Source organism: Paucibacter hankyongi (assembly GCF_037482915.1).
GTDB classification, from domain to species: Bacteria; Pseudomonadota; Gammaproteobacteria; order Burkholderiales; family Burkholderiaceae_C; genus Paucibacter_A; species Paucibacter_A hankyongi.
In genome coordinates this window covers 63,609-80,845 of the sequence record NZ_JBBHJX010000018.1, presented here as the reverse complement: position 1 = coordinate 80,845, position 17,237 = coordinate 63,609, and the positions used below count along the sequence as shown (strand labels likewise).

The window sequence follows — 17,237 nt, the reverse complement described above, 5'->3', positions numbered from 1 at the left end:
CGGGTCATCGGCAATAAAAAGGGCATCCGCGCTGGATGCCCTTTTTACTTTGCGGCTTGCCTTTTATTCCAGCAGAGCCTGCGCAAACTCTCGCGCATTGAAGGTCTGCAGATCTTCCAGCTTCTCACCGACGCCGATGAAGTAGACCGGTATGGCACGCTCACGCGCAATCGCTGCCAGCACGCCGCCCTTGGCGGTGCCGTCCAACTTGGTGACGATCAGGCCGGTCAAACCAAGCGCATCATCAAAAGACTTGACCTGGCTGAGCGCGTTCTGGCCGGTGTTGCCGTCCACCACCAGCAGCACTTCATGCGGTGCGCCCTCCTGCGCCTTGCCGATGACGCGCTTGATCTTCTTCAGCTCTTCCATCAGGTGCAGTTGGGTCGGCAAACGCCCGGCGGTATCGGCCAGCACCACATCGCAGCCGCGCGCACGGCCGGCGGACACGGCATCAAAAGTGACGGCCGAGGGGTCGCCGCCTTCTTGGCTGATGATCTGCACCTGGGTGCGGTCAGCCCACACCGCCAACTGTTCACGCGCCGCAGCGCGGAAGGTGTCAGCCGCGGCCAGCAGCACTTTCTGATCGGCCTCGGCCAGATGACGTGTCAGCTTGCCGATGCTGGTCGTTTTGCCGGCGCCGTTCACGCCCACCACCATCATCACCGTCGGGCTGTGTTGGCCCACGGTCAGCGGTTTTTCAAGCGGCCGCAAAAGTTCGGTCAAGGCATCCACCAACAAGCCTCGCACCGCCTGAGGGTTGGTCGCTTTGGCGTCCTTGACCCGGCGCTTGAGGTCGGCCAGCAAATGCTCGGTCGCCTTGACGCCGGCATCGGCCATCAGCAGCGCTTCTTCGAGTTCCTCGTACAAAGCGTCATCGATCTGCGTCCCGGTGAAGACCTGCGCGATGCTCGATCCCGTTTTACGCAGGCCCTGGCGAAGCTTGTCCATCCAACTGCGGCGCGGCTCAGCGTGTGCCGCCACGGGCGCCGCAACTGGTGTCGCAACTGGAGCTGGAACAGGAGCCGCAAGCGGCGCTGGCGCCGGCAACTCGGGCGCGACAACGGGAGGCAGATCGGGCACAGCAACCGGCGCCGGGCTCACCACGGGACCCTGCAACTGATCGAGCATGGGCTCCGGCGCCACCGCCGCCGGAGGAGCGCTTGAAGCGGCCTCTGGCACGGGAGTTGGTGCAGGTGCAGGTGCAGGTGCAGGTGCAGGTGCAGGTGCAGGCGCAAACTTTTTCTTGAAGAAGCTGAACATCAATTTGCCCGAGAGGGGTGCCAAACAGCCGCGGGGGCTCGCCTTTCGGCTGGCACTTGATTGGAAATCCGAACTTGGCTACCTCAGCCAAATTGCAGATTCGGCGATTGCGCACGCTTGCCCAAGCTAGATGCTTGGAGCGCAACGCCACCGAGGTATCGTTGGAGCCGAATCATAATCAAGCCGCCGAAGCACCGGACCCTTGTCGATCAAGGGCTGGCCAATTGCCAGCCAGACTGGGGTCAAAAGCCGGGCCAAATGGCGGGTCCAATCGCACCGGAGGACTGCATCATGCGAATACTCAATGCCGAAGCGACGGCCGACCTTCTGCCCTATGAGCGGCTGATCCCCGCCGTGGCCCAAGCCATGCTGGATCTGCGCGACGGCCTGATCAACGCCAGCCCGCGCACCGTCTTGCCGCTGCCCGAAGGCGGCAGCTATTTGGCGATGCCCTGCACCGACAAAAGCTATGCCGTCACCAAACTGGTGGCCGTCACGCCCGCCAACCGCGAGCGCGGCCAACCCACCATCCAAGGCCGCGTCTTGGTCAGCGAAGCCTCCAGCGGCACGGCCCTGATCATTCTGGACGGCATGGTCGTCACGGCTCGTCGCACCGCCGCCGTCACCCTGCTAGGCATCGAAACCTTGTTGGCTCGCGCACCTGAAAGCGTGGTCCTGGTCGGCACCGGTGCGCAGGCACTCACCCATGCCCTCGCCATGGGCGAACGCTGGCCCGGCGTGCAACTGCGCTGCGTGGGCCGCGGCCGCGCCCAAAGCGACGCCTTCGCTTCCAGCCTGACCGAACAAGGCTTGAACGCCCGCGTCCTGCCCCTGGCGCAAGCCCTCGAGGACGCCAGCGCTGCCGTCGCGGCAACCACCTCATTGACCGCGGTGCTGCCCGAGCAGATCGACCCCAACACCTTGATCGTCGGGCTCGGCAGCTTCACGCCGCAAATGGCCGAATTGCCCGCCGCCCAGGTGCGCAGCCGACAAGTCTGGGTTGACGACATTGAAGGGGCCAAGCATGAGGCCGGCGACCTCATCCAGGCCGGCCTGGACTGGAGCCGCGTTCACGCCCTGGCAGAAGCCCTTTCAAACCCCGGCAACGCGCGGGCGCCGATGCTCTACAAGACGGTCGGCCATGCGGCTTGGGATCTGGCCGCCGTGCGCACCGCACTGGCCGAATAAAACTTTTTTGAAAAAACTCTTGCGAACTTTAAAAAGTCGATGCTATAGTAGAGGGCTTGAGGCGCTTTAGCTCAGCCGGTTAGAGCGACGGAATCATAATCCGCAGGTCCGGGGTTCGAATCCCTGAAGCGCCACCAAATTATCTTTGTGCATACAGCACTTAGAAGAAAAGCCACCCTAGCGGTGGCTTTTTGCTTTGGGCCTTCCGCTTCGATTGTAAAACGCTTGCGCTAAGTCACACGAGGACAGCCTGCAGCCCATAGGCCCAAACAAGGCCGCGCGAAGCCGCTGCAGGCAACCAAGAATGCGAAGCCGCACCCGGGTTGACCGTCAAACTCAGACATGGCCCGCGCCACTCTTCCGCACGGAGTACCTCGCGTTTTGTGCATATGCATTGCAGAACTTCTTGGTTCGCGCGGCGGCATCCTCTGCCTACAGTGAGGCTTCTGCGCACCCAGAGCCCAACTGACTGAGTGACTCACTGAGTGAGTGAGGGTCGACCCAAAGGACAGGGGCGCAGCACCGCCCTCCACTCCCCATCAAACAGCACCGGCCGCCATGACCCTGTTTCGACGCTCCTTCAGCCTAGTAGCCACCGTCCTGCTATTGGGCGCCACCGGCTTGACCCTGGCGCAAGCCCTGCCGCAAATTTCATTGCTCAACGTTTCTTACGACCCCACCCGCGAGCTATACCAAGAAGTCAACAGCGCCTTTGCCAAGCACTGGAAGGCCAAGACAGGCCAAAGCTTGACGATCAAACAGTCGCATGGTGGCTCCGGCAAACAGGCGCGTTCGGTGATTGACGGCCTGGATGCCGATGTGGTGACCCTGGCCCTGGCCTATGACATCGACGCAATGCATGACAAGGGCCGCCTGTTGCCGGCGGACTGGCAAGCCCGCCTGCCCCACAACGCCTCACCCTACACCTCCACCATCGTCTTCCTGGTGCGCAAGGGCAATCCAAAGCGAATCACCGACTGGCCGGACCTAGCACGGTCGGGCGTTGACGTCATCACGCCAAACCCGAAGACCTCCGGCGGCGCACGCTGGAATTACCTGGCAGCCTGGGGCTACGCACAACAGCAATCCGGCGCCAACACCGACAGCGCCAAGGCGTTCGTCAAACGCATCTACGCCAATACCAAGGTGCTGGACTCGGGCGCACGCGGCGCGCTGACTACCTTCACCGAACGCGGCATCGGCGATGTATTGATCTCTTGGGAGAACGAAGCCCATCTGGCGATCAAAGAACTCGGCGCCGGCAAGTTCGAAATCGTCACCCCCAGCATCTCCATCTTGGCGGAGCCACCGGTGGCGGTGGTGGACAAGGTCGTGGACAAACGCGGCACCCGTTCGCAAGCCCAGGCCTACCTCGAATACCTGTACACCTCCGCAGGCCAAGAGATTGCTGCCAAGCATTTCTACCGACCGCGCGACCCCAAGGTCGCCGCCAAGTACGCCAAGCAGTTCAGTCGAACCCGCCTGATCAAGGTGGACGAGCTCTTTGGCGGTTGGCGCGCCGCTCAAAAGACTCACTTCGATGACGGCGGCTACTTCGATCAGATTTACAGCCCCGGCGGCCGCTGAGTTCGCCCCAGCCATCCACGACCCGCCACGCATCATTTCGCCGCTTGGCGCCAGCAAAGGGCACGGGCATGATGGACCAATGCACGAACCCCACCCAAACCCCAGCCCTTTCGGCGCCGAAACCAAACCCGCGACAGGCGCATTGCTGCGTCTCGCCGAGGTCAAGGACATCGGCGCGATGTTTCATGTCCGCAGCCACACCCGAGACAATGCTATTTCGGCCGCCCGGTTGGCTGAATTAGGCATCACCGCCGCAAGCATTCAGCAGCAAATGCTGACCGCCAACTACCGCGCCTGGGTCTGGGAAGAACAAGGCGCGGTGCTGGCTTTTTGCGCCGCCGATGCCAGCACCGCCGAGGTCTTGGTGCTGGCCGTGCTGGCCGGCCAAGAAGGCCGCGGCATCGGGCGCGCATTGCTTCAGCAAGCACTGCAATATCTGCAGGCCCAAAGCTCGCAAACGCCCTGGCTGATGGCCGGTCGAGACGCCCGTTTGCGCAGCCACGGCTTCTACCGTCAACTCGAATGGCAAGCTTCGGGGCGCGTGGACGAACATGGCGACGAGGAGTTGCTCTATGCTGAGCCCAGCACCCCAACTCAAAAGCAAGACAGTCGCATGAGCGCCGAACAACAACTGATCAAGCTTGGCCTCGCACTGAGCCCCGCCAGCGCGCCGGCCGGCAATTACGTCAGCGCCGTCCGCAGCGGCCAACTGCTGTTTCTGTCGGGCAAAGCGCCGCAGGCAATTCAGGGCGCCGCCCCCAAGGGCAAGTTGGGGCGCGAATACAACGCCACCGAGGGCTACCAGATGGCCCGCTCGGCCTGCATCGAGCTGCTGGCCACGATCAAGCAAACGCTGGGCTCCTTGGATCTGGTGGCCCAAGTGGTGGACCTGCAAGGCTCACTCAACACCGAACCCGATTTTGAGGACCACGCCCAGGTCTTGGACGGCGCCTCCGATTTGCTGGCGGCGGTGTTTGGCCCCGCGGGCGTGCATGCGCGCTCGGTGATTGGCGTCAACTCCCTGCGCAAGGGCGTGCCGCTGACATTGAAGGCTGTGATCGAAATCAAAGCCGGCCATTGAACCTTGGCCACAGCGCCAACCTGGCCGCTTGCGTCAATGGAAACGATTGAGCATCACAAGCGCGGCCTTGCAAACAAATACCAATTAGATACCCCTTGTTTCGGGGGCGGCGCGCTTCAGGGTTAGCCCTAGAATTCCCTTGGAAGCCCCTCCTCTGGTTGGGTGCTCAAACACCAAGCCACAAGGGAGTTTCCGTGAAGAAAACATGTCAGTCGCATCTTTCTGGTTTTAAATTGGTATCTGCCGCAGCCCTTCTGCTGCTGGCCAGTTCTGCACACGCCGCCGTCATTGACCTCGGCGCCGCCCAAGGCTTCAGTGGATTCTTCTTCGGCAACGTGAACGCCGCATCCGACGTTGAGGGTCGTTTGGCCGTCGGTGGCGACCTGACCTCGGGCTTCGACATCGGCTACCGCAACCCCTATGGCTCGAGCGCTCCGTCGCTGATCGTCAAGGGCGGCGTGTCGCTGACCAACGCGGGTGGCAGCAAAACGGGCTCGATCTACAACGGGCCGACTACCAATATCGACACCAATGCCAGCATTGGCCCGTCCAATGCCGAGTGGGTGCCCGGCAAATTGAAAACTGGCGATATTGTTTACGGCACCAGCCTGATTGCGAGCGATTGGCAGTACCGCGCCGCCACCCAAAACGCCAACTACCTCAACTTCGACGCGGCCAAAACTCAGCTGGGCGCCCTGTCCACCAACCTCTCCGCTCGCACGGCCAATGGCAAGTGGGAGGACCTGGGTGGCTCGCAAGGTCTGAAGCTGACCGGCGACGGCAGCACCAACCCGCAAGTCTTCAACCTCGGCAATGCTTCGCTGAAAAGTGGCCTGCAACTGCAGAACATCAAGGCCGGCACCCAGGTCATCATCAACAGCAGCTTGACCGTCGTGGACTTCGGCGGCTTTGTGGGCTACGGCGCCCTGGGCAAGACTCAGTTTGACCCCGCCAATGACCAGCAAGCGAGCTTCCGCGACAGCATCATCTACAACTTCAGCAGCGCCACCAGCCTGAATGTGGGCACCTTTGTGAACGGCTCGGTGCTGGCCATCAAGGCCGACGTGATCGGCTCCGGCCACCTGGAGGGCACCTTGATCGCCAACTCGCTGAGCGCGGGCCCCAATGGCACGCTGGAACTGGGCTACGAGCCCTTCAAAGGCATCACCACTCAAGTGCCCGAACCGATGAGCTACGCGCTAATGCTGGCCGGCCTGGGCGTGCTGGGCTTTGTCGCTCGCCGCCGTATCGCGGCCTGAAAATAGAGCGAGCCACGACTCGACGCATTCGCCCGTGAAATGCGCCGCGAGGATCGTATAGACGATCGAATCAACGGTCGTACAAAGGGCTGCCTCGGCAGCCCTTTTTGCATTCACTGAGCTTGGCGCCCGAGCATCAAGCCGCCGTCGCTCTGGGCTTGCGGCGGCGCTTGCTCATGAAAAACAGCCCGGCGCCCAACACCGCCAGTCCCAAGGCGACGATGGCCGCCAAGCGCCAGGTCCGCACGGAGGCCTGCCGGCGCTGCTCCATATCGGCCAGCAACTGGTCCATCTCGGAACGCAGGGCACGTTGATCGGCTTGCAAGGCATCAAACTGCTGCTGCGCCCGCACCAATCGCGCCGGGGCACTGCTGCTGCCCTGGCCGGCGTCGAGTGTCAACATCTCAGCCGGGCCCAAGGCCCGCCCAACATCAATCGCCATCAACAAGCTGATGCGGCGCTCTGCGCGCGGCTTGGGCTCGCGCCCGCTGACGGGCAGCGGGCGGGCGGTCATGGTCGGCGCCAGATCGCTATCAAATCGAAAACGCAGCCCCGGCACTTCTGCATCCGGCAGACTCAAGGGTGGTAGGCCCGGATCATCCATTCGCAAGACCGGGCCCGACGGCCGCTCCGCCCGCACCTTGATGGCACGCGGCGCGGACTTGGCCGGGGCCACTTCGGGCAAGGCTTGGGCTTCAATCTTTGTCGCTACACCTGCGGCCGGCGGCGGCAGCAAGGACACCGGATCCACAAAAACCGCCAGATGCTGTTGCGGGCAACCAATCGACAGGCGCAGCACGGGCTCCGCCATCTCGGCGCGGCTCCGAATCCAAATCAGCCCGGCCTGCTCATCGCGCTTGTTTGCGCCTTTGGCCTTGACCCAGCCTTGTTCGATTTCGCCATCGGACAAATTGCGCTCACCGGCGTCAAGCCGCACCTTGAGGCAATCGGCGCGGCGCGCTTCGCCCGGATTGAAGCGCACCGGCAACTGCAAGGACAGAGGCTGGCCTAAGCCCGCCAGCGATTGCACCGATCCGAACTCCAAAGCCCATGCCGACTGGCAAGACAGCAGCAGAGCCAAGACACCGGAACACGCGCCGGCCGCCTTGCCGGCGGGGCGGTTTGAATGCATGAGGGTCATGGAGCGGCGGCTTTGCATGCAAACGAAGTGGTACGGTGCAATTGATCGAGAAAAATACGCAAGAACGCCGCGCGCACGACGGTGCGCAGGCCTATTTGGAATTTCGAGTTGACGGTGACTCTAGCATGCGAGCTGAATGCCATTGCCTTGAGTAAGCGGCAACTACAATCCCCACAAACCATTTCAGCCTGACCATGAGCAACCTCAAAGCCGCGACTCCGACTTTTTCGCTTCGTTCGATCTGTCTGGCCACCAGCCTGGCCTTGGGCATGAGCTTGGCTTGGGCCGATGAGGTCACCGATGTGCAAGCCATTTTGGCCAGCGGCAAGCATGCCGAAGGGCTGAAGAAGGTTGACCAGTTGCTGGCAGCCAAGCCCAATGACCCGCGCTTGCGTTTGCAAAAAGGCATTGCCCTGTCGCTGCTGAACCGTCAGGCCGAGGCCATTGCTGTGTTCCAAAAGCTGACCGAAACCCACCCCGAGTTGCCTGGCCCCTACAACAACCTGGCCGTGCTGTACGGCAACCAGGGCGACTACGAGAAAGCTCGCCAAGCGCTGGAGTTGGCGATCCGCACCAACCCAACCTATGCCACCGCATTCCAGAATCTGGGTGATGTCTACGCCCGACTGGCCGGCCAAGCCTATAAAAAAGCCTTGGCCCTGGACAAGTCTGACACGGCCCTGCCGCTGAAGCTGGCCGTGGTTCAAAACGTGTTCGAGTCCAGCGTGGACCCACGTTCGGTGAAGCCGGCCGCCAGCCCCGCGCCTACAGTTGCAGCGGCACCAAGCCCAACCGCTGCGCCGAGCCCCGCTCCGGCCACAACAGCGGCGACCACGCCTGCAACGACGACCACGGCGGCCACCGCAGCCACAGCTGCGGCCAAGGCTGATACCAAGCTGGCCAGCGCCGCAGCCACTAAGGCCACGACACCGGCTGCGGCCCCGCCCGCGCCTGCCGCTGCTGCACTCGCCGCCGCTTCGGCCTCAAAACCAGCCACGCCGACCAAGGCTGAGCCTGCCAAGGTTGAGGCCGTCAAGCCTGAGCCCGCCAAGGTGGAAGCCAGCAAGCCCGAGGCGGTGGATAAGGACAAACAGGCGGTCGAAAAGGCCTTGCGTGCCTGGGCCCAGGCCTGGAGCAAGCGTGACATGTCGGCCTACTACGACGCTTACGCCCCCGATTTCAAGGGCAAGGCAAGCAGCCGCAAAGCCTGGGAGCAGGAGCGCCAGGCCCGCATTACCAGCAAGAAAAAGATCTCCGTCGGCCTGTCGGACCTGCAGATCAAAATCTCGGGCGACAAGGCCATGGTGCGTGTTCGCCAAGACTACAGTTCCGATGCACTGAACGTGAAGAGCAGCAAAAATATCGAAATGGTGAAGAGCAAGTCTGGCGACTGGCAAATCACGCAAGAAGCCTCCAACTGAAGTCCATGACTCCACGCTCCGTCGACCTCGCGCAGCCCTCCGCCGCGCCCGGTCGAGGAGACCGAATCAGCCGCCCGCCCCATGTCTGAACAGTCCGTAAAAACCGCAGTCCAAACCACCGAAGCCGGCGCAATCAAGCCAAGCGTCTTGGTCGGCTTGGGCTTGGCCGCGGTCTTGGGAGTGGTCAGTTTTGTGTTCGCGAAAGTCGATCTCAGCCCAGGCCAAACCGCCCTTCAAGCCAGCGTCTTGGCTCAGGGCTTGAGCGGCTCGGCCAAGGCCATCGGCTCCGCCACGGAGCGCTTGATCAATGCCCGCCCCGATACCCAGACACCCGAAGGCCAGCTGATCCTCAGCTACCAGTACCTGGCACGCGGCGAAGAGTCGCTGGCGCTGGCGACGGTTGAGCAACTGACCAAGCAGCGGCCGGACTTTGCCCTCGCCCAACTGTTGAAGGGCGATTTGCTGCTGGCCCGCAGCGGCCACCCTTCGATAGGCACACAAAGCCCCGAACAGGCAGCCAGTGCACCGACCGGGTCCAGCGAAGGCCTGCGCGCCGAGGCGCGCCTGCGCTTGGCGGCCTTGGTCGAGCGGCCTCCAATCGATGCCGTACCCAAGCCCTTGTTGGGCCTGTCACCGGCGGTGCGCCACGCCATCGTGGTCGACACACATCGCGCCCGGCTTTACCTGTTCGAGAACAGCGCCGAAGGCCTGAAACTGCTGCGCGACAGCTATGTCTCGATCGGCAAACTCGGCACCGGCAAACTCGAAGAAGGCGACCAGCGCACCCCGCTGGGCACGTATCACATCGGCATACGCCGCGATGAAGCGGCGGCGCGCTACGGCGCGGCGGCCCTGCCCTTGAACTACCCGAATGAGTATGACCGCCTGCTTGGCCATGGTGGCAGCAGCATCTGGTTGCACGGCGAGCGCGCCGGCAACTACGCGCGCGGCCCGATGTCGACCGATGGCTGCATCGTGCTGAGCAACGACGAAATGAAGCTCTTGGCCGACACGGTGGCAGAACGCGAAACCCCGGTGGTGATCGTCGAACAGGTCGAATGGGTCGCCCGTAACGCCATCGCCACGCTGCCGCAAGACGGTGGTTTTGAGGCCGCCTACAAACGCTGGCAGCAGGCGCGGCTGGATCAGAATGCCCAGCTGCTGCGCAGCTTCTACGAGCCCGGGCTGGAGCGTGGTTCGGACAGTGCAGCGCCCAAGCTGGAGGCCAATCTGGCCCGCATGGCCAAGCATGAGCTGCCGGTGCAGTCACTGGAACGCATCAGCCTGCTGCCCTGGCCGGACCACCCCAAGGTCAAGATCGTCACTTACCGCGAATTGAGCAATGCGGATGGACGGCCGAAGTTGAAGCGCCAATATTGGCGTGAACAAGAGAATGGCCAGTGGTCAATTTTCTTTGACGGACTGGTGGGCTGAAGCGGCAACATTCCGCAGCTCGCCGGCTTGAGCCGAACCGCCGCGACGCCCGAATCAAGGGCCTCGACTACAATCGCCCACCTTTTGCAGCCACTGGACACATACCATGTACCGCTGTGTTTTGAGCGCCCTCGTCGTAGCGGCCGCCGCCACAAGCCTGCCTGTGCAGGCACAAACCCATCGCCCCTTTCCTGTGCAAGCCTTGCGCGGTGAAATGGTGGTCTTGCAAAGCCCCGACATCAGCCTGAACGGCAAACCCGCTCGCCTGGCGCCCGGTGCACGCGTACGCGGCGACAACAATCTGCTGCAGCAACCGGCCGCCCTCAGTGGCGCCAAGCTGATGGTGCACTACACGGTCGACCCCAACGGACTGCTGATGGATGTCTGGGTCTTGAACCCAGTCGAGTTGGCCAACAAGACCTGGCCCCGCAGCCCGCAAGAAGCCGCCGCCTGGAGCTTTGATCAGGCCTCGCAAGTCTGGATCAAGCGCTGAGCTCAGCGCGAACCTCCTCCTTTTAGTCCCCGTTTCCGCGTGCCGCCGCCCAGGCGGCCGCGACGCTGTTTTCTCGAGAATGTCATGAGCAAAAAAGTCTTCATCAAAACCTTTGGCTGCCAGATGAACGAGTACGACTCGGGCAAGATGGCCGATGTGCTGGGCGCCGCCCAGGGCTACGAAAAAACCGATGATGTGGAACAGGCCGACCTGATCCTGTTCAACACCTGCTCGGTTCGTGAGAAGGCTCAAGAGAAGGTGTTCTCTGATCTTGGCCGCGTCAAGCATCTGAAGGAAAAAGGCGTCTTGATCGGCGTCGGCGGCTGTGTCGCCAGCCAAGAAGGCGCCGCCATCATCGAGCGCGCGCCCTATGTCGACGTGGTCTTCGGCCCGCAAACCCTGCACCGCCTGCCGGCCATGCTGGCCGCGCGCAGCGCAGAGTTGCGCCCGCAGGTGGACATCTCCTTCCCCGAGATCGAGAAGTTCGACAACCTGCCGCCGGCCAAGGTCGAAGGCGCTTCGGCCTTTGTCTCCATCATGGAAGGATGCTCCAAATACTGCTCTTACTGCGTGGTGCCCTACACCCGCGGCGAAGAAGTCTCACGCCCCTTTGACGATGTGCTGACCGAGATCGCGGGTCTGGCCGACCAGGGCGTGATGGAGATCAATCTGCTGGGCCAAAACGTCAATGCCTACCGCGGCAAGATGGGCGATAGCGGCGAATATGCCGACCTCGCCCTGCTGCTGGAGTACGCGGCCGAGATCCCGGGCATCCAACGCCTGCGCTTCACCACCAGCCACCCGAACGAGTTCAATCAGCGCTTGGTCGATGCCTTCGCCAAGGTGCCTCAACTGGTCAACCATCTGCATCTGCCGGTGCAGCATGGCAGCGACCGCATCTTGATGGCGATGAAGCGCGGCTACACCGCGCTGGAGTTCAAGAGCACGATTCGCAAGCTGCGCGCCATCCGCCCGGACATCCGCATCGCCAGCGACTTCATCGTCGGCTTCCCCGGCGAGACCGAAGAAGACCACGCCAAGCTGATGAAGTTGGTGGAAGACATCGGCTTTGACGCCTCCTTCAGCTTCATCTTCAGCCCGCGCCCCGGCACACCTGCTGCAGCGCTGGAAGACACCACACCTTACGAAGTGAAGGTGCGCCGTCTGCAAGAGTTGCAGGCCGTCATCGAGGCCAACACCCTGGCCATCAGCCAGACCATGGTCGGCCAGACCCACAAGATCTTGGTCACCGGCAATGCCCGCAAAGACCCCAGCGAGTTGATGGGCCGCACCGAGTGCAACCGCATCGTCAACTTCAAGGGCAATGCGCGACTGATGAATCAGTTGGTGGACGTCAAGATCACCCAGGCTTTTGCGCATTCGCTGCGCGCCGAGGTGCTGACGGTGGAAGACGCTAGCGTGCTGGCCTGAGGCTCAAATAGCACTGCGGCAGGCTGATGCCCAAAAGCATCAGCCCGTAACCCGCCATCTTGCCGTCACGCCCGAGTAGCAGCAGGGCCGCGATCAGGCCGATACTACCGCCGATGCCGCCCCAGAGGGTCAGGTGTTGCCAGGCTCGCGCCTTCAGCTCGCGGCGCCAGAGAAGTTTGGCGCCGGCAGCCATCAAGGCTGCCACCAGCCAGGCCGGCGCAAACAGATTGCTGAGATGCCAAAAGGCGTCGATCGGACTCAAGGGCAGGCTCTCGTCGGGCGGGGAAAATCGAAATACTTGATGCACATCAAGTTCGCTAGGCATCTGCATGCGTGCGGTGACGCCGCGATCCATTGATGTCAATTTTATAATCGCTCCATGACCGTATTTGCCCTTGGCTTGAATCACAACTCCGCGCCCTTGGATTTGCGCGGACGTTTTGCGTTCTCGCTGGAGCAATTGGCGCCCACGCTGCTCGGTTTTCGCGATCAGTTGCATTTGCCAGGTCACGGCCCGTCGGGCACCGAGGCGGCGATTCTGTCGACCTGCAACCGCACCGAACTCTATGTCGCCGGGCATGGCGAGATGATCAAGCCGGCGGTTGACTGGCTGGCCCGCATCGGCGGCGTCAGCAGTTCCGCGCTGATGGATCATGCTTATGTGCGCGAGGGCAGCGCGGCTGCGCGCCACGCCTTCCGCGTCGCCAGCGGCCTGGACTCCATGGTGCTGGGCGAACCGCAAATTCTGGGTCAGATGAAGCAGGCGGTGCGCGAGGCCACCCAGGCCGGCACCGTCGGCACCACCTTGCACCAACTGTTCCAGCGCGGCTTCTCGGTCGCCAAGGAAGTGCGCAGCTCCACCGAGATCGGCGCGCACTCCATCAGCATGGCGGCCGCCTCGGTACGCTTGGCCGCCCAATTGTTTGAAGACCTCAGTCAGATCAAGGTGCTGTTCGTTGGCGCGGGCGAAATGATTGAGCTGGTGGCGACCCATTTCGCCGCCAAGACGCCCAAAGCGATGGCCGTGGCCAATCGCACGCTGGAGCGCGGTGAAAAACTGGCCAGCCATCTCGGCGCCGAGGCGATTCGCCTGGCCGATTTGCCGCAGCGCCTACATGAATTCGACGCGGTGATTTCCTGCACCGCCAGCAGCTTGCCGCTGATTGGCCTGGGCGCTGTTGAGCGCGCCTTGAAGCTACGCAAACACCGGCCGATGTTCATGGTCGACCTGGCCGTGCCGCGCGATATCGAACCCGAGGTCGCCAAGCTGGGCGACGTGTATCTGTACACCGTCGATGAATTGGCCAGCTTGGTGCAATCGGCCGGCGAGAAGCGCCAGGCAGCAGTCGAACAAGCCGAAGCCATCATCGAAACCGGCGTGCAGAGCTTTGTGCATTGGCTGGGCCAACGCAACACCGTGCCGCTGATCCAGGCCTTGAACGCACAGGCCGACGGCTGGCGCGAGCATGAGATGGCACGCGCCCGCAAGCTGCTGGCCCGCGGCGCCAATGTCGAAGAGGTGCTGGAGGCGATGAGCCGCGGCCTGACGCAGAAGATGCTGCACGGCGCCATGGCCGAGTTGCACGCCAGCGATGGCGAGCACCGGGTGCAGCTGGCGCAGACGGTGTCACGCCTGTTCCTGCGCAACAGCAGCCGCAATCCAGCCGAGAGCATCACCCCTGTCGCCAACGAGCGGCCCGGCGAGTATTAGCGGCGTCCATCAGCGCCAGCTCTTGCGTCGGCCTCTTGTGCCCACGCGCCACTCCGCTCTCTGCTCCTCGGACCCGCCATGAAAGACTCACTGCGCCAGCAGTTCGACCGCCTCGCCTATCGCCTGAGCGAGCTCGACACCATCCTCAGCGAAGGCAGCATTGCCGCCGATATGAAGCGTTATCGCGCGCTGACCAAGGAGCAGGCCGAGGTGGCGGAGCTGGTCTCGCAATACAAGCAGTATCTGCAGCGCGAGGCCGATCTGATCGAGGCCAAGAGCCTGTTGGCCGACCCCGAAATGGCCGAGATGGCGGCCGAGGAAATCAAATCCGCCGAGGCCGATCTGACGCGCCTGCATGAGTCATTGCAACTGGCCCTGCTGCCGCGCGACCCGGATGATGAGCGCTCGGCCTTTTTGGAAATCCGCGCCGGCGCCGGCGGCGATGAGTCGGCCCTGTTCGCCGCCGACTTGGCGCGCATGTATCTGCGCTATGCCGAACGGCAAGGTTGGAAGACCGAGATTTTGTCGGCCAATGAGTCGGACCTGGGCGGCTACAAGGAACTGGTGGTTCGCATCGAGGGCGACAAGGTTTATGGCCGCCTGAAGTTTGAATCCGGCGGCCACCGCGTGCAACGCGTGCCCGCCACCGAGGCGCAGGGCCGCATCCACACCAGCGCCTGCACCGTGGCGGTGATCGCCGAACCAGATGAAGCCGAGGAAGTGACGCTAAACCCCTCGGAGCTGCGCATTGACACCTTCCGCGCCAGCGGCGCCGGCGGCCAGCACATCAACAAGACCGATAGCGCGGTGCGCGTCACCCACATCCCCACCGGCTTGGTGGCCGAATGCCAGGACGACCGCAGCCAACACCGCAACAAGGCCAAGGCCATGTTGGTGCTGGCCGCCCGCTTGCGCGACAAGGATCGCATCGAACGCGAAGCCAAAGACGCCGCCAACCGCAAGAGCTTGATCGGCACCGGTGACCGCAGCGACCGCATCCGCACCTACAACTTCCCGCAGGGTCGGCTGACCGACCACCGCATCAACCTAACGCTCTACAAGCTCGGCGCCATCATGGACGGCGACCTCGATGATGTGGCCGCCGGCCTGCAAGCTGCCCAGGCGGCCGAACAGTTGGCCGTGCTGGAAGCGGGGCGCGCATGACGCCTGCGCTCCCAAGCGACGTTCGCAGCGCCCTGCAATTGGCGCAAGGCCTGGGCGTCGACCGCCTCGACGCCCAGTTGCTCGTGGGCGCGGCATTGCAGCAGAACCGCGCCTGGCTGATCAGCCATGACGATGCGCCATTGCCGAGCGAACTAGCGGCATCGCTGTTGGCGCAGTTGCAGCAGTGCGCGGCAGGCATGCCGCTGGCCTATTTGCTGGGCGAAAAAGAATTCCACGGTCTGCTGCTCAAGGTCACGCCCGACACCCTGGTGCCGCGCGCCGACACCGAGACGCTGGTCGACTGGGCGCTGGAAATATTGGCCACTGGATTTGAAACAAGCCTGGGCTCCAGCCCACCCCGCGTCGTCGATCTGGGCACCGGCAGCGGCGCGATTGCGCTGGCAATCAAGGCCAGCCACCCGGCAGCGCAGGTCGCGGCGGTCGATCTGAGTGTGGCAGCACTGGCGATCGCGCAAGAGAATGCCCGCCGACTTCAACTGGACCTCAGCTTCCACCAAGGGAGCTGGTGGCAGCCCTTGACGGGCCGACAGTTCGAACTGATCGTCAGCAATCCGCCCTATATCGCCGGCGAAGACCCGCATCTGCCGGCGCTCCGGCATGAGCCGATGGGCGCCTTGACGCCTGGCGGCAACGGCCTCTCCGACCTGATGCAATTGATTGAAGGGGCGCCACAGCACCTGCGGCCGGGCGGCTGGCTGCTGCTGGAGCATGGCTACGACCAAGCCGAGCCGGTGGCCGAAGCCCTGCACCTGCGCGGTTTTACCGAACTGAGCCTGCGGCGGGATCTGGGTGGACAAGCCCGCGTCAGTGGCGGTCGCTGGCCGGGCTGAGCCTAAGGCCAAACGGTCGGCCAGCCAGCCCTGCCCGATGCATAGCAATTGGGCAAACAGAATGCCCATTCATGAGCATTTTTCCCCGCACGGCGGCGTCGCCTCGGCGTAGTATGGACTCAAACCCATCGCCGCAGGAGATTGCCATGACGACAGTTCACAGGCCCCATTTCCGCCCTTCACTGGCCCATGTCGGTATGCGCGGCGCGCTCGGTTTGCTACTGTCGAGCACCTTGCTCGCCCTACCAGCCTTGGCCGTTGAACGAGCCGTGGCGCCGCTGCAAGCAACGCCGAGTTGGCAGGCCCGCCTGCAGTTGAGCAGCCTGACCCTCGGCTCGACCGGCCCCTACGGCATCGAAAGCCCGCGCTACACCAGCTCTCGCCTGCTCAGTGCCAACCTCTTGGGCGACTATTACCTGACCGGCTCCGGCCTTGGTGGTGTGCAGGGCGGCTTGCGCGCCACCGGCGGCCTGATGCTGGGCTCCCTGTCGCACAGCAGCGCCAGCCTGGCCTTGGGCGCCAGCGCAGGTTCTTTGTCGCCGGGTTTGTCGATCGGTCAACGCAGCCTCGGGCTGGGCTCGGGCGACACCGAGGCGAACGATCCTAATGGTTCCATGTCCTACCTGGGCATCGGGTACACCGGGCGCTCTCTGCGCGGCGGCTGGGGCATCAGCGCCGACCTGGGGCTGGTCAATGGCAGCCTGAGCAGTGGCCTGCGCCTGGGCAGCAACCGGGCGCAGGGCATGGAAGACTTATTGCGCGATATGCGCTTCAGACCGGTACTGCAACTGGGTCTGTCCTACAGCTACTGAGCGCGGTTTTTGACCCGGCGCGGCGAAGGAGAAACGCCGCTGACCGATAATCTCGGCCAAGATTCCACTTTTTGGCGAGATGACCCATGAGCGACGTTCAGCAACGCATTGATGACCTGGTAAAAAACAATCGCGTGATGCTCTTCATGAAGGGCACGGCACAGTTCCCGATGTGCGGTTTTTCGGGCCGTGCGGTCCAGATCTTGAAGGCCTGCGGCGCCACCGATCTGAAGACCTTCAATGTGCTGGACGACGCCGAAGTGCGCCAGGGCATCAAGGACTACGCCAACTGGCCCACCATCCCTCAGCTCTATATCAATGGCGAATTCGTCGGCGGCTCGGACATCATGATGGAGATGTACGAGGCGGGTGAACTGCAACAAGCGCTGGCCGCCAATTAAGTA

Annotated in this window: 16 protein-coding genes and 1 tRNA gene; 14 read left to right on the top strand and 3 right to left on the bottom strand. The window is 63.1% G+C overall.

Annotation, left to right across the window (positions count from 1 at the left end):
* Positions 1–63: 63 nt before the first annotated feature.
* Positions 64–1,260, bottom strand: coding sequence for a signal recognition particle-docking protein FtsY (gene ftsY / locus WG899_RS19740; protein ID WP_339597369.1), 1,197 nt, complete (start codon positions 1,258–1,260; stop codon positions 64–66).
* 291 nt (positions 1,261–1,551) lie between these two features.
* Here ftsY and WG899_RS19735 point away from each other — a divergent pair, with 291 nt between their 5' ends.
* From WG899_RS19735 to WG899_RS19715, 5 genes are all read left to right on the top strand, one after another.
* Positions 1,552–2,448: a delta(1)-pyrroline-2-carboxylate reductase family protein gene (locus WG899_RS19735; RefSeq protein ID WP_339597368.1), complete on the top strand. Its 897-nt coding sequence runs from the start codon at positions 1,552–1,554 to the stop codon at positions 2,446–2,448.
* 60 nt (positions 2,449–2,508) lie between these two features.
* Positions 2,509–2,585: transfer RNA gene (locus WG899_RS19730), tRNA-Met, on the top strand.
* A gap of 421 nt (positions 2,586–3,006) precedes the next feature.
* Positions 3,007–4,035: a sulfate ABC transporter substrate-binding protein gene (locus WG899_RS19725; RefSeq protein WP_339597367.1), complete on the top strand. Its 1,029-nt coding sequence runs from the start codon at positions 3,007–3,009 to the stop codon at positions 4,033–4,035.
* Between the two features lie 79 nt (positions 4,036–4,114).
* Positions 4,115–5,116, top strand: coding sequence for a RidA family protein (locus WG899_RS19720; RefSeq protein ID WP_339597366.1), 1,002 nt, complete (start codon positions 4,115–4,117; stop codon positions 5,114–5,116).
* A 194-nt stretch (positions 5,117–5,310) separates the two neighbouring features.
* The gene (locus tag WG899_RS19715; RefSeq protein ID WP_339597365.1) at positions 5,311–6,375 is read left to right on the top strand and encodes a choice-of-anchor A family protein; all 1,065 of its coding nucleotides are present in this window, start codon (positions 5,311–5,313) and stop codon (positions 6,373–6,375) included.
* Between the two features lie 136 nt (positions 6,376–6,511).
* On the opposite strand, the gene WG899_RS19710 is transcribed toward WG899_RS19715, so the two are convergent.
* Positions 6,512–7,507 carry a hypothetical protein gene (locus WG899_RS19710; RefSeq protein ID WP_339597364.1) on the bottom strand — a complete coding sequence of 332 codons (996 nt, stop codon included), beginning with the start codon at positions 7,505–7,507 and terminating at the stop codon, positions 6,512–6,514.
* A gap of 203 nt (positions 7,508–7,710) precedes the next feature.
* Between WG899_RS19710 and WG899_RS19705 the strand changes: the two genes are divergently transcribed.
* The 4 genes from WG899_RS19705 to miaB all read left to right on the top strand — a co-directional run bounded on the left by WG899_RS19705 (position 7,711) and on the right by miaB (position 12,295).
* A complete protein-coding gene (locus tag WG899_RS19705) occupies positions 7,711–8,937 on the top strand; it encodes a YybH family protein (RefSeq protein WP_339597363.1) in 1,227 nt (408 codons plus the stop codon).
* A gap of 81 nt (positions 8,938–9,018) precedes the next feature.
* Positions 9,019–10,371, top strand: coding sequence for a L,D-transpeptidase family protein (locus tag WG899_RS19700; protein WP_339597362.1), 1,353 nt, complete (start codon positions 9,019–9,021; stop codon positions 10,369–10,371).
* Positions 10,372–10,477: 106 nt separating this feature from the next.
* Positions 10,478–10,864, top strand: coding sequence for a hypothetical protein (locus WG899_RS19695; protein WP_339597361.1), 387 nt, complete (start codon positions 10,478–10,480; stop codon positions 10,862–10,864).
* Between the two features lie 84 nt (positions 10,865–10,948).
* Positions 10,949–12,295, top strand: coding sequence for a tRNA (N6-isopentenyl adenosine(37)-C2)-methylthiotransferase MiaB (gene miaB, locus WG899_RS19690; protein WP_339597360.1), 1,347 nt, complete (start codon positions 10,949–10,951; stop codon positions 12,293–12,295).
* Here the strand turns inward: miaB and WG899_RS19685 are convergent.
* Positions 12,279–12,650, bottom strand: coding sequence for a hypothetical protein (locus tag WG899_RS19685; protein WP_339597359.1), 372 nt, complete (start codon positions 12,648–12,650; stop codon positions 12,279–12,281). The two genes, miaB and WG899_RS19685, sit on opposite strands and share 17 nt — an antisense overlap.
* Positions 12,651–12,674: 24 nt before the next feature.
* Between WG899_RS19685 and hemA the strand changes: the two genes are divergently transcribed.
* The 5 genes from hemA to grxD all read left to right on the top strand — a co-directional run bounded on the left by hemA (position 12,675) and on the right by grxD (position 17,234).
* A complete protein-coding gene (hemA, locus tag WG899_RS19680) occupies positions 12,675–14,006 on the top strand; it encodes a glutamyl-tRNA reductase (RefSeq protein WP_339597358.1) in 1,332 nt (443 codons plus the stop codon).
* Between the two features lie 78 nt (positions 14,007–14,084).
* A complete protein-coding gene (prfA, locus tag WG899_RS19675) occupies positions 14,085–15,170 on the top strand; it encodes a peptide chain release factor 1 (protein ID WP_339597357.1) in 1,086 nt (361 codons plus the stop codon).
* On the top strand, positions 15,167–16,021 hold the full coding sequence (gene prmC, locus WG899_RS19670; RefSeq protein WP_339597356.1) for a peptide chain release factor N(5)-glutamine methyltransferase: 855 nt from the start codon (positions 15,167–15,169) through the stop codon (positions 16,019–16,021). Before prfA ends, prmC begins: the two co-directional genes overlap by 4 nt.
* 146 nt (positions 16,022–16,167) lie before the next feature.
* Positions 16,168–16,833 (top strand): hypothetical protein, encoded by a 666-nt coding sequence (locus tag WG899_RS19665; RefSeq protein WP_339597355.1) that lies wholly within the window; start codon positions 16,168–16,170, stop codon positions 16,831–16,833.
* 86 nt (positions 16,834–16,919) lie between these two features.
* Positions 16,920–17,234 (top strand): Grx4 family monothiol glutaredoxin, encoded by a 315-nt coding sequence (gene grxD / locus WG899_RS19660; RefSeq protein WP_339597354.1) that lies wholly within the window; start codon positions 16,920–16,922, stop codon positions 17,232–17,234.
* Positions 17,235–17,237: the final 3 nt, after the last annotated feature.